The sequence below is a fragment of the Sinorhizobium glycinis genome, from assembly GCF_001651865.1.
In the GTDB taxonomy this organism is placed as follows: Bacteria; Pseudomonadota; Alphaproteobacteria; order Rhizobiales; family Rhizobiaceae; genus Sinorhizobium; species Sinorhizobium glycinis.
Genome location: NZ_LPUX01000060.1, coordinates 108,669 through 121,470, shown reverse-complemented (window position 1 = coordinate 121,470; position 12,802 = coordinate 108,669). Strand labels below are relative to the sequence as shown.

At 64.4% G+C, this 12,802-nt stretch carries 7 protein-coding genes; 4 read left to right on the top strand and 3 right to left on the bottom strand.

The features are described from left to right. Positions 1–481 precede the first annotated feature (481 nt). Together AU381_RS14105 and AU381_RS14100 are read left to right on the top strand one after the other, a co-directional pair. Positions 482–1,516 (top strand): aspartate-semialdehyde dehydrogenase, encoded by a 1,035-nt coding sequence (locus AU381_RS14105; protein WP_064242384.1) that lies wholly within the window; start codon positions 482–484, stop codon positions 1,514–1,516. Between the two features lie 182 nt (positions 1,517–1,698). After that, positions 1,699–2,520 carry a lytic murein transglycosylase gene (locus AU381_RS14100; RefSeq protein ID WP_064242383.1) on the top strand — a complete coding sequence of 274 codons (822 nt, stop codon included), beginning with the start codon at positions 1,699–1,701 and terminating at the stop codon, positions 2,518–2,520. 228 nt (positions 2,521–2,748) lie between these two features. On the opposite strand, the gene AU381_RS14095 is transcribed toward AU381_RS14100, so the two are convergent. Both AU381_RS14095 and pdxY read right to left on the bottom strand, forming a co-directional pair. After that, the gene (locus AU381_RS14095; protein ID WP_064242643.1) at positions 2,749–3,390 is read right to left on the bottom strand and encodes a carbonic anhydrase; all 642 of its coding nucleotides are present in this window, start codon (positions 3,388–3,390) and stop codon (positions 2,749–2,751) included. A 54-nt stretch (positions 3,391–3,444) separates the two neighbouring features. Beyond that, complete coding sequence (gene pdxY / locus AU381_RS14090; protein ID WP_064242382.1) at positions 3,445–4,323, bottom strand: pyridoxal kinase PdxY; 879 nt, start codon at positions 4,321–4,323, stop codon at positions 3,445–3,447. A gap of 280 nt (positions 4,324–4,603) precedes the next feature. Here pdxY and AU381_RS14085 point away from each other — a divergent pair, with 280 nt between their 5' ends. Then, positions 4,604–9,391, top strand: coding sequence for an NAD-glutamate dehydrogenase (locus tag AU381_RS14085; RefSeq protein ID WP_064242381.1), 4,788 nt, complete (start codon positions 4,604–4,606; stop codon positions 9,389–9,391). Between the two features lie 118 nt (positions 9,392–9,509). Next, positions 9,510–10,901 carry an MFS transporter gene (locus AU381_RS14080; protein WP_064242380.1) on the top strand — a complete coding sequence of 464 codons (1,392 nt, stop codon included), beginning with the start codon at positions 9,510–9,512 and terminating at the stop codon, positions 10,899–10,901. A 161-nt stretch (positions 10,902–11,062) separates the two neighbouring features. Here AU381_RS14080 and purH read toward each other — a convergent pair whose 3' ends face one another. Next, positions 11,063–12,673 carry a bifunctional phosphoribosylaminoimidazolecarboxamide formyltransferase/IMP cyclohydrolase gene (gene purH / locus AU381_RS14075; RefSeq protein WP_064242379.1) on the bottom strand — a complete coding sequence of 537 codons (1,611 nt, stop codon included), beginning with the start codon at positions 12,671–12,673 and terminating at the stop codon, positions 11,063–11,065. Between the last annotated feature and the right edge of the window lie 129 nt (positions 12,674–12,802).

Genomic DNA, 12,802 nt, shown 5'->3' with positions numbered 1-12,802 from the left:
AAAAGGAGCGTCCATTTGGATCGTCCCCGGCTCCTCCCCGAAGCCGCGAACGCGGTACGCCTGATTTGAGAAGATGTCAGAAAAGCCTTGCCGGAGGCAGGGATGCTTTGGGCTTATGACTTTCGTCTAATGCGGCCCGGTCCGGCACGGCGGCGCGGAAGCGCCGGACCCGCAATTCGAGGCGGAGAGCCGCCGCCGGCTTGACTCTTGTGGAAAAGCCGGTAAGAGCAGCGGCGAACGAGGAAACTTGAGATGCGACCGAGCAGTTCGTCCATCGATGCGCTGAACTTGCCGGCCCGTGCCGGGCAGGCTCGCTGTTTCTCGCTCGCCAGCAAAACAACGGCCAAAACGACGACGAAAACCGTCTGACGTCTCTGGCCCTCCGCTCTCTCCCCGGTACGGCCGGGGACAGGACCCTCGCGGACAATCCGCGCGGCTCCGCCTCCACCAGACGAGGAGAGACAGAAAGAGAGCTTAGATCATGGGTTTCAAGATTGCAGTCGCAGGCGCCACCGGCAATGTCGGCCGGGAGATGCTGAACATCCTTTCCGAACGGGGATTTCCTGCGGATGAGGTTGTGGCGCTCGCCTCGTCGCGCTCCGTCGGCACCGAGGTCTCCTACGGCGACAAGACGCTGAAGGTCTCCAACCTCGAAACCTATGACTTCTCCGACACGGACATTTGCCTGATGTCGGCCGGCGGCGCGGTCTCCCTGAAGTACTCGCCGAAGATCGGCCAGCAGGGCTGCGTCGTCATCGACAATTCCTCGGCCTGGCGCTACGACGCCGAGGTGCCGCTGATCGTGCCGGAAGTGAACGCGGACGCGGTTTCCGGCTTCACCAAGAAGAACATCATCGCCAATCCGAATTGCTCGACCGCGCAGCTCGTCGTCGCGCTGAAGCCGCTGCACGACCATGCGAAGATCAAGCGCGTCGTCGTTTCCACCTACCAGTCGGTCTCCGGCGCCGGCAAGGACGGCATGGACGAGCTCTTCAACCAGACGCGCGCCGTCTTCGTCGCCGATCCGATCGAGAGCAAGAAGTTCACCAAGCGCATCGCCTTCAACGTCATTCCGCACATCGACGTCTTCATGGAAGACGGCTACACCAAGGAAGAGTGGAAGGTTCTCGCCGAGACCAAGAAGATGCTCGATCCGAAGATCAAGGTGACCTGCACGGCGGTGCGCGTGCCGGTGTTCATCGGCCATTCGGAATCGGTCAATATCGAATTCGAGAACGAGATCACCGCCGACGAGGCGCGCGAGATCCTGCGCGAGGCGCCGGGCTGCCTCGTCGTCGACAAGCATGAGAACGGCGGCTATGTGACTCCCTACGAATGCGCCGGCGAAGACGCGACCTATATTTCGCGCATCCGCGAGGACGCGACCGTCGAGAACGGCCTCAACATGTGGGTCGTTTCCGACAACCTGCGCAAGGGTGCGGCGCTGAACGCCGTCCAGATCGCCGAACTGCTTGTCAACCGCGGCCTGATCAAGCCGCGCAAGCAGGCCGCCTGAAGAGGCGCCAATCAGGTGTAATCCGAAACCCCGCGCGGCCACACTGACCTTGCGGGGTTTCGCATTGAGTTCGGGCGATGGATTCACGTGAAACCATCGCCCGGGGGACGAGAGAGCGAACGAGAAGGCCCGGGCGGGGCGGGCTTTTCAAGTCAACTATTCGGGCTTTGACGGGGTATACAATGCACATGGCAAGGTGCGCAGTGACGGGGCTTGCAGCCCTCATCTCAACAGCATTTCTTCCGACGGCCGTCTCGGCGGCGCAATGCGGCAACGACGCCGGCGGCTTTTCCGCCTGGGTCGCCGAGTTCAAGCGCGAGGCCGCCGGCAGCGGCATCAGCCCATCTGTGCTCGATCAGGCACTTGCCGACGTCTCCTATAGCCGGGCGACGATCCGCGCCGACCGCGGTCAGAAGAGCTTCAAACTCTCTTTCGACCAGTTCATGAAAAAGCGGGGCGGCCAGGCGATCATCTCGCGCGGCCGGAAGATGCGCGCTCAGAACGCAGCGCTTTTCGACAGCCTCGAGCAGCGCTTCGGCGTGCCGGCCGGCCCGCTGATCGCGATCTGGGGCATGGAAACCGGCTTCGGCTCCTTCATGGGCAAGGAGCACACGCTCTCCGCCGTCTCGACGCTCGCCTATGATTGTCGCCGCTCCGCCTACTTTACCGACCAGCTCTATGCCGCGCTTCAACTCGTCGAACGGGGCGATCTCAGCCCGGCAGCGCGCGGCGCGGCCCATGGCGAAATCGGCCAGACGCAGTTCCTGCCGGTGAACGTTCTGAAATTTGGCGTCGACGGCGACGGCAACGGCCACATCGACATGGTCCGCTCCAAGGCCGACGCACTGGCCTCGACCGCAAACTTCCTGCGCGGCCACGGCTGGCAGCCGGGCGGCGGTTACCAGCCCGGCGAGGTCAATTACGCCGCGATCCAGGGCTGGAACGCCGCAAGCGTCTACCAGCAGGCGATCGCCATCATCGGCGCCGAGATCGACGGCGACTGAGGAAATAACAGCAGTCGCCCCTCATCCGGCTGCCGCTACCTTCTCCCCGTTCTGACGGGGAGAAGGCCCCGCTGCATGGCTTTCGCTTGCCAAAGAACGGCGACGGAGTTTCGTTATCCTCTGCAAAGATCCGAGCGGGAGAGCGGGGACTAAGGCGGCGCGGCAAGTCCCTTCGCCCCGCTTGCGGGGAGAAGGTGCCGGCAGGCGGATGAGGGGAGCTCTTCTGTTTTACATCCCCGGCCGGGCGAAATCGCCGGTCTTGGCGTCCATCACCCAAAGCTCGCCGGTCGAAATGTCGAACCAGGCGCCGTGAAGACAGAGCTTTCCCTTCGCTTCGAGAATCTGCACGCAGGGAAAGGTCTTGAGGTTCGCGATCGAATTCCGGATCGACACGCGCTCGAGCGCGCGCTGGCGTTCCGACTGCGTCATCACCTCATTGCTCTGGATCTGCTCCGCGGCGGGCTTCAGGAGGTTCATCCAGCGGCCGATGAAATCGCCGGGCGAGAGTGGTTCCGCATCCGGGTCCAGCGCCGCCTTGATACCGCCGCAGCGGCCGTGGCCCATGACGACGATGTCGCTGACGCGCAGCGACTGGACCGCGAATTCCAGGGCCGCCGAGGTCGAATGATAGTGCCCGTCCGGCTCATAGGGCGGCATCAGATTGGCGACGTTGCGGACCACGAAGAGCTCCCCCGGGCCACAGTCGAAAATCGTTTCGGGGGCAGCCCGCGAATCGCAACAGGCGATCAGCATCGTCCGCGGCTTCTGGCCCGTTTCTGCAAGCGTCTTGTAGCGTTGCTGCTGTTCGCTGAAGCGACCGTTCATGAAGTTACGGTAGCCGTTCAGAAGATGTTCCGGGAAGCGCTGCATATCCATCGGTTACCTCGCTGCGATCGACAGATCAATCCATTATGAGCAGTTTCTTTATTTCGGACGCATGCTCGGATGCATCAGCCGGCGCATCTGCACCATCGCCATCGGCGTCGCCAGACTCGAAGCATCCTGCTCGAGCGTCAGTTCGTCGGCGCCGCGCTTGCGGCTGCGCGCGATGACCTCGAACACGCTGGCGGTCGCCATCTGCAGCGCCCGATCCTCTGAAAGCCCCTGAAGAAGCCGCGCCAGAAAAACGGCGGAGAGCAGGTCGCCCGTGCCGTTCGGCGGATCGTCGATCAGCCGGTGTTCGGCAAGGAGCGCATGCCGGCCGGAAAGATAGAGATTGCCGGTGCCGCCGCTCATCATCGGGATCGCTGACGTCACCAGCACGCGGGACGCCCCGAGACCAAGTGCTGCGTCGAGGATCGCGGCGTTGCTTTCAAGTGCTGCGCCCGCAAGCCAGGCGAGCTCGAACCGGTTGGGCGTCGCCAGCGTCGCAAGCGGCAGCAGCCGATCGCGGATGGCGGCAGCGGTCTCGACCGGCACGTAAAGACCGTTCGCGTCACCGATCACCGGGTCGCAGGCGTAGAAAAGGTCCGGACTGCGTTCTTTGAGCGCCGTCACCAGTTGGGCAACGCCCTCGGCCTGCGCGGGTGAGCCCAGGTAGCCGGAGAGGACGGCGCGCACCTCGCCCCGCCAGGGCGCGTTGACGAGATCGCCGATGATCGACTGGAAATCCGCGTCAGGCATGACCACCCGCGTCGAGCGGCCATGGCCGGGATGCCAGGGAAGAATGACGGTCGGCAGCGCCCACACCCGGTGCCCGAGCGTTTCCAGGGCGAACACGGCGGCACGATTGCCGACGGTGCCGCGAACCACATGGCTGGATATGACGATGACGGCGCCGGGCGCGGCGGGCATTTCGGACATCGGGCGAGACCATCCTTCGATTCGAAGTGTGATCGCCCGCTGTCGCAGCCCTGTCAACAGGGAGTCCCTTGGGACCCATTTAGAGTACTGCGGCGTTTTTGTCCGTTTTCATCGTTTTTAGAGAAATTTTCGGAAAATGGCCCCCGATTTAAATGGATTTAGGTCGATTCTACGTGAATTTCTCCAAAAACAGGCTCGATTTTGCCCAAATCCGTCATAAAAACGATCGCCATTGACCATGGTTCTGATAGGGTCAACTATCATTTGGGGGAGCGAATTCATGGGCGTGAAGCATAATCCGAAGCGGGACCGTCACATCGATGCGGCCCGTGCGGCAGTGACCAAGATCGGGACCGAGACACTGCCGCCGGAGATCCTCTTCGGGGGCGCGAGCAACGACGACCTCGATCTCTATTCGCCGGACATGCTGGCGCTGACCGCCGCCCATGCCCGCAAGGAACTGGCCCGCTGGGATGGCGGCAAACCGCAGGTTTCCGTCGAGACGGTGCGGGGCGTAGCGCCGGGTGGAACCCAGGTCTCGATCATCGCCGTCACCGAGCGCAACATGCCTTTCCTCTATGACTCGGTCATGGGGGAAGTGACGAGCACCCACCGCGACATTCACCTGGCAATCCATCCCATCCTCGTCATGGAACCCGGCCAGCCGGTGAAACTCTTCGATCCGGACGAGGAAAGCAACCCGGCGCACCGCGTCAGCCATATCCAGATCCATTTGAGCAAGCTGACGCCGCTCGAGGAGCGGTCGCTGAGCAAGCGGATCACCGACGTGCTCGAACAGGTTCATCAAACGGTCCATGATTGGCCGGCAATGACCGCCTTGCTCGATCAGGCCATGCAGGAACTGGAGGACTACAACGCCTCCCGCAAGAAAAGCGACCGCGACGAGGCACTCGCCTTTCTTCGCTGGCTAAGGGACAACAATTTCACCTTCCTCGGGATGCGCGAATACACCTATTCCGGCAAGGGTGAGAAAGCGACGGTCGAACGTGGCAAGGGCCGGGGCCTCGGCATCCTGTCCAACCCGGAAGTCCGCGTCCTGCGCCAGGGCAAGGATGCGGTGCTGACGACGCCGGAGATCCTCGCCTTCCTGGAAGGACCGGACTTCCTGATCGTCACCAAGGCCAATGTGAAGTCGGTCGTGCACCGCCGGGCCTACATGGACTATATCGGCGTCAAGCGGTTCGACGCTTCCGGCAATGTCGTCGGGGAACTCCGCATCGTCGGGCTCTTCACCTCGACCGCCTATACGCGGCAGGCGGCCGAGATCCCGCTGTTGAGGCACAAGATCGAGAAGATCATCGATCACTTCGGCTACGATCCGCAGAGCCACTCCGGCAAGATGCTGGCGAATACGCTCGAATCCTATCCGCGCGACGATCTCTTCCAGATCGACGTCGGCCTGCTCGCCGCCTTCGCAGAGCAGATCAACGAACTCGGCGACCGGCCGCGGGTCCGCGTTCTGCCGCGCATCGACCACTTCGACCGCTTCGTCTCGGTCATCGTCTTCGTGCCGCGCGAGCAATATGATTCCGATGTCCGCGAGAAGATCGGCGATTACCTGAAAACCGTCTATGACGGCCGCGTCTCCGCCTATTACCCTGCCTTCCCCGAGGGCGGTCTCGCCCGTGTCCACTTCATCATCGGGCGCTCGGGCGGCAAGACGCCGCGCGTCCCGCAGGCCAAGCTCGAGGAGGCGGTCCGTACGATCGTCACCCGCTGGACCGACCGCTTCAACCTGCTCGCCCGCAAGGACGGCATCGAGCTTTCGGCCGGCGAAGCCTATCAGGCGGCATTCACGCCGGCCGAGGCCTATGCGGACCTTGGCGACATCGCCGCCTGCAGGTCGGGCGATCCGATTCGCATTTCCTTCTACAACCGGGACCGGGAGCGGCCCGACGCGCTGGAACTGAAGATATTCCACGCCGACACGCCGGTCTCGCTCTCCCTCCGCGTGCCGCTCCTCGAGAATCTCGGCTTCCGCGTCATCAGCGAGCAGACCCACGACATCGGTGTGCGCGCCCATGGCGAAGACCCGCGCGAGGTCGTGCTGCACGACATGGAACTCATCCACCGCGACGGCCACACGGTCCATCTCGCCAAGACGGGTGCCGCCCTGGAGGAAGCCTTCCTCGCCGCCTGGAACGGCACGATCGAGGACGACAACTTCAACCGGCTGGTCCTGCTCGCCGGGCTCACCGCCCGCGAAGTAACGGTGCTGCGCGCCTATTCGCGCTATCTGCGTCAGGCAGGGATCACCTATTCTCAAGGCTATATCGCCGACACGCTGAACAAATATCCGGCGATCGCCGCCGATATCTTCCGGCTGTTCTCGTCGCGGCTCGATCCGAGGGCGGACGCCAAGGCACGCGCGAAGAAGACCGGCGTCCTGCTGGCCGCGATCGAGGAGGCGCTCTCCGCCGTGCCCAGTCTCGACGAGGACCGGATCCTGCGCCGCTACATCAACGTCATCCAGTCGACGCTGAGAACCAATTTTTTCCAGAAGGATGCCGTAGGCAGACCGCGTCCCGTCCTTGCCTTCAAGCTCGATCCGAAACAGCTCGAAGGCCTGCCGGAGCCGCGCCCCTTCCGCGAAATCTTCGTCTACGGCACCGAAGTGGAAGGCGTGCATCTGCGTTTCGGCAAGGTGGCGCGCGGCGGGCTGCGCTGGTCCGACCGGGCCCAGGATTACCGCACCGAGGTGCTGGGCCTCGTCAAGGCGCAGCAGGTCAAGAACGCCGTCATCGTTCCGGTCGGCGCCAAGGGCGGCTTCTACCCGAAGCAGCTGCCCGTCGGCGGCAGCCGCGACGAGGTCTTCAAGGCCGGAACCGAGGCCTACAAGACCTATATCCGCACGCTGCTCTCGGTGACGGACAACATCGTCGGCCAGGAGGTCGTGCCGCCTCAGGACACGCTTCGTCTCGACGGCGACGACCCGTATTTCGTCGTCGCAGCCGACAAGGGGACCGCGACCTTCTCGGACACGGCGAACGGCCTGGCTCAGGAGGCCGGCTTCTGGCTCGACGACGCCTTCGCCTCGGGTGGCTCTGCCGGCTACGACCACAAGAAGATGGGCATCACCGCGCGCGGCGCCTGGGAAGCCGTCAAGCGGCACTTTCGTGAGATGGACATCGACATCCAGACGACGCCCTTCACGGTCGCCGGCGTCGGCGACATGTCGGGCGACGTCTTCGGCAACGGCATGCTGCTCTCGGAAAAGATCCGGCTGCTTGCCGCCTTCGACCACCGCGACATCTTCATCGATCCGAATCCGGATATCGATCTCTCCTTTGCCGAGCGCAAGCGCATGTTCGCGCTGCCGCGCTCGAGCTGGCAGGACTACGACCGCAAGACGCTTTCGCCCGGCGCGATGATCATCTCGCGGGCCGAGAAACTCGTCACGCTGACGCCCGAGGCAATGGCCGCGATCGGCATCGACAAGCAGAAGGCGACGCCGTTCGAGATCATGAACGCGATCCTGAAGAGCCAGGTGGATCTCCTGTGGTTCGGCGGCATCGGCACCTATGTGCGCGGCAGCAACGAGACGGACGCCGAGGTCGGCGACCGCGCCAACGACCCGATCCGCGTCACGGCGGACGAGGTGCGCGCCCGGGTGATCGGCGAGGGCGCCAATCTCGGCGTCACCCAGAAGGGGCGCATCGGCTTCTCGCTCGCCGGCGGGCGCTGCAATTCCGATGCCATCGACAATTCGGCCGGCGTCAATTCCTCCGACGTCGAGGTCAACATCAAGATCGCGCTCGCCTCGGCGATGCGCGACGGACGCCTGACCCGGCCCAAGCGCAACACGCTGCTGGCCGCGATGACCGACGAGGTCGCCCATCTCGTACTGCGCAACAACTACCAGCAATCGCTGGCGATCTCGCTCACCGAAATGCAGGGCCTCGCCAACCGCACGCCGCTGGCGCGGCTGATGGCGCGGCTCGAGACCGACGGGCATCTCAACCGCAAGGTGGAGACGCTGCCGACTGAGCTGGCGATGGCCGAGCGTTACCAGGCGGGCAAGCCGTTGACGCGCCCGGAGATCGGCGTGCTGCTCTCCTACGCGAAACTGGTGCTGTTCGAGGAACTGATCCAGAGCGGTCTGCCGGACGACCCCTATTTCACCGCGACGCTCGAACGCTACTTCCCGGCAAAGATGCGCAAGACCTATGCCGGGGACATCCACGGCCATCGGCTGCGCCGCGAGATCATTGCCACGGTGCTCGCCAACGAAACGATCAACCGCGGCGGCCCCGCCTTCGTCTCGACGCTGACGGACGCGACCGGTTTCCTTTCCGCCGACGTCGTCAAGGCCGCGGTCCTGGCACTCGACGGTTTCGACCTGCCGCGAATCTTTGGCGAGATCGACGCGCTCGACAACAGGATCAGCGGCGTGATCCAGAACAGGCTCTACCAGGAAGTCGGGCGCATCTTTGCACTCGTCGCAGAAAGGGCCTTGCGCACGCGAGCGAGTGAGGGTCCCGTTGCCGACGCCGTTCAGCGCCTGCGCGACGGGCTGCAGAAGCTGCGCGGCGCGATGCGCGCGGCGATATCGAGCGAGAGCGCCGAGGAGGCGCGCCTGAAGGCGGCAGGCTTCATCGAGAGCGGCGTGCCGGCAAAGCTCGCCGAAGAAATCGCGGAACTGTCGCTGATGACCCTGGTCCCAGAGATCATGCAGATCGCTACGGTAACCGGCGAGCCTCTCAATCGCACGGCTCAAGGCTACTTTGGCGTGACCGAAATGCTCCGGGTCAACCGTTTGCTGGCGGCCGCCGACCGGGTGCCCGCCGCCGAACAGTTCGAGGCGATGGCGCTGACCCGGGCCGTTGCCGACATCGCCACCGCCCGGCGCGATATCACAATCGCCGCACTCGTCGAACAGAAGCGAGACCGCAATCCGGTTGTCGCCTGGCAGGAGCAGGACCGTGAGCGTGTCACGCGCGCTGGCGACCAGTTGAAGCTCCTGACCGAAAAGGGCGAGACGACGCTTGCCAAGATCACCGTCGCCGCAGGCCTCCTCAGCGATCTTGCACGCGGCAGGGCGAAATGACACAGTCCTCCGGGCCGCTGGCCCGGAGGACTGATTCCGTTCCCGGTTCAAGCGAAATCAATGCATTGGCACTCGCGCCTGTTAAACGGCGCGGGCTGTCTTGATCCGGGAGGGGACCTTGGATTTGAGGGCCGGACGAACGACCGAACAGCCGAAAACCACCCGTCTCGGCATTGCCGGCTGGATGCTGTTCGACTGGGCGGCTCAGCCTTTCTTCACGGTTATCACCACCTTCATCTTCGCGCCTTATTTCGTTTCCCGGCTGACGACCGACCATGCCGCGGGGCAGGCGATCTGGGCCTACACGCTCACGGTTTCCGGCATCGTCATTGCGGTGCTTTCTCCGGTGCTTGGCGCCATTGCCGATGCGACCGGACCCCGCAAACCGTGGATCGGCTTCTTCGCCGTCATCAAGGTCGTCTCGCTCGCCATGCTCTGGTTTGCGGTGCCCGGTACACCGCTGATCTACCCCGCGATCTTCCTGGCGCTGGCAACGGTCGCCGCCGAGTTTTCGATCGTCTTCAACGATTCGATGATGCCGCGCCTCGTCGGCGAAAAGGAGGTCGGGCGAATCTCCAACCTCGCCTGGGGAATGGGCTATCTCGGCGGCATGACCGTGCTGATCGGAGTCGTCGCCCTGCTTGCCGGGAATCCGGCTACCGGCAAGACGGGGCTCGGGCTCGATCCGCTTTTCCGGCTCGATCCGGCCAGGGGCGAAGACGCCCGCATCACCGGCCCGATCGCGGCACTTTGGTACCTGGTCTTCATCCTGCCGATGTTTCTCTTCACCCCCGATGCAGGCAAGGCGAAGGCATCCCTCAGGGAGGCGACCGCCCGGGGCCTCACGGAACTCCGGGGCACGCTCGGCGAGCTCAGGGACAGGGCGGGAATCCTGCGCTTCCTGATCGCCCGTATGATCTACCAGGACGGCGTCAACGGCTTGCTCGCGCTCGGCGGCACTTTCGCCGCCGGCATGTTCGGCTGGCAGACAATGGAACTCGGCCTCTACGGCATCATCCTGAACGTCGTGGCGATTGGCGGCTGCCTTTGCGCCAGCTGGCTCGATACTCACCTCGGCTCAAAGAAGATCGTCGTCGCCAGCCTCGTCTGCCTGACGGTGGCGACGCTCGGCATCGTCTCGACCGGTCCCGGTTTCACGCTGTTCGGGCTTGTCGCGCTGCCGATCGCCGATTCGGGCGGGCTTTTCGGCACCGCGGCCGAGAAGGCCTATATCCTTTATGGCCTGCTGGTCGGTATCGCCTTCGGCCCGGTGCAGGCCTCGTCGCGGTCCTATCTCTCCCGCAGCGTCGCGGCCGACGAGGCCGGGCGCTATTTCGGGCTCTATGCGCTGTCAGGCCGCGCCACCTCTTTCCTGGCGCCCGCCTCGGTGGCGACCATCACGGTGATGACCGGTTCGGCCCGGATCGGCATGATGGCGCTGGTCGCCTTCCTCGCCGTCGGACTGGTCGCCCTGCTGCGCACGCCCTACCCGGCCCATCGGCCGGGGTGAAGCCGCCGGCAGAAGGTTTTTTGCGCGTAGTTCTCGGAGTGTAACGCCCCTCATCCGCCTGCCGGCACCCTCTCCCCGCAGGCGGGGAGAAGGGACAAGCGGCGCCCGCTCGGCGCATCGCCGCTCCTGCACGCAATTCGGCGCGCTTGGCGCCGCCTCCCTTAATGCCGGAAGTGCCGCATGCCGGTGAAGACCATCGCGACATTGTGCTCGTTGGCCGCCGCGATCACCTCGTCGTCGCGCATCGAGCCGCCCGGCTGGATGACGGCGGTGGCGCCGGCGGCGATTGCCGACAGCAGTCCGTCCGCGAAGGGCAGGAAGGCCTCCGATGCGACGGCGGACCCACGCGTCAGCGGCGCGGCAAGGCCGAGCGACTTGGCGGCTTCCTCGGCCTTTATGGCGGCGATGCGGGCCGAATCGACGCGGCTCATCTGGCCGGCGCCGATGCCGGCCGTCTGGCCATCCTTCGCATAGACCACCGCGTTCGACTTGACGTGCTTCGCCACCTTGAAGGCGAATTTCATGTCCTCGAGCTCCTGTGCCGACGGCGCGCGCTTGGTGACGACCTTGAGCTCCAGGTCCTCGACCATGCCGTTGTCGCGCGTCTGGACCAAGAACCCGCCGGCGACCGTCTTGGCGGTCAAGCCCGGCGTGCGCGGATCCGGCAGGCCGCCGGCCGCCAGCAGACGGAGGTTCGGCTTCTTGGCGATGATCGCCTTGGCCTCGTCGCTGATGGACGGCGCGATGATCACCTCGGTGAAGAGCTTGACGATCTCTTCGGCCGTTTCCGCATCGAGCTCTTGGTTGAGCGCGATGATGCCGCCGAAGGCCGAGGTCGAATCGCAGGCGAGCGCGCGACGATAGGCTTCGGCGAGCGACGGCGCGGTGGCGACGCCGCAGGGGTTGGCGTGCTTGATGATCGCGCAGGCCGGCGCCTTTTCGGGCAGGAACTCCGCCACCAGCTCGAAAGCTGCGTCCGTATCGTTGATGTTGTTGTAGGAAAGCTGCTTGCCCTGCAGCAGCGCCGCGGTCGCGACTCCGGGCCGGTTCTCGCCGGTAACGTAGAAGCCCGCCTTCTGATGCGGGTTCTCGCCGTAGCGCATTTCTTCCTTCAGCACGCCGCCAATGACGCGATGGCGCGGCATGGGCGTGTCGAGCGCCTCGGCGAACCAGTTGGAGATCGCCGCGTCATAGGCAGCCGTCCGGGCGTAGGCCTTGGCCGCCATTTTCTGGCGAAAGGCGTAGCGCGTCGTGCCGTTGGCGATTTCGTCGAGCAGCACCGAATAGTCGGCCGGATCGGTGACGATCGTCACATAGGCATGGTTCTTGGCCGATGCGCGGATCATCGCCGGCCCGCCGATGTCGATATTCTCGACGGTGGTCGGATAGTCGCCGCCCTGGGCGCGGACCTCCTCGAACGGATAGAGATTGATGACGACGAGATCGATCGCGGCAATGCCATGCTCGTCCATCGCCGCCTTGTGGTCTGCATCGTCGCGAATAGCGAGCAGGCCGCCATGCACGCCGGGATGAAGCGTCTTGACGCGCCCGTCCATGACTTCCGGAAAGCCGGTCAATTCGGAAACGTCCATGACGGGAAGCCCCGCCGCCGCAAGTGCCTTGTGGGTGCCACCGGTGGAGACCAGCCGCACACCCTTTTCGTCGAGCGCACGGGCGAGTTCGACGATGCCCGCCTTGTCGGACACGGAGAGGAGGGCGGTTTGGATCCGGACTTCGTCCGGAGCCGGGATTTTCTTGGAGGCGACAGCCATCAACCATGCTCCTTTGGCAGCGCCGGACGCTTGAAAGAGGGGGTGCCGGCGATTGGGATGGCTGCCCGTAGCATAGCTTGCCAGCGGAAGAAACCTTCGGCCGCTGCGGCGGGCGGAAAATAGCCTTCG

Bases quoted from the DNA above. Each gene is read 5' to 3' on its own strand.
- AU381_RS14105 (WP_064242384.1), top strand. From the start codon at position 482: ATGGGTTTCAAGATTGCAGTCGCAGGCGCCACCGGCAATGTCGGCCGG.
- AU381_RS14100 (WP_064242383.1), top strand. From the start codon at position 1,699: ATGCACATGGCAAGGTGCGCAGTGACGGGGCTTGCAGCCCTCATCTCA.
- AU381_RS14095 (WP_064242643.1), bottom strand. From the start codon at position 3,390: ATGCAGCGCTTCCCGGAACATCTTCTGAACGGCTACCGTAACTTCATG.
- pdxY (WP_064242382.1), bottom strand. From the start codon at position 4,323: ATGTCCGAAATGCCCGCCGCGCCCGGCGCCGTCATCGTCATATCCAGC.
- AU381_RS14085 (WP_064242381.1), top strand. From the start codon at position 4,604: ATGGGCGTGAAGCATAATCCGAAGCGGGACCGTCACATCGATGCGGCC.
- purH (WP_064242379.1), bottom strand. From the start codon at position 12,673: ATGGCTGTCGCCTCCAAGAAAATCCCGGCTCCGGACGAAGTCCGGATC.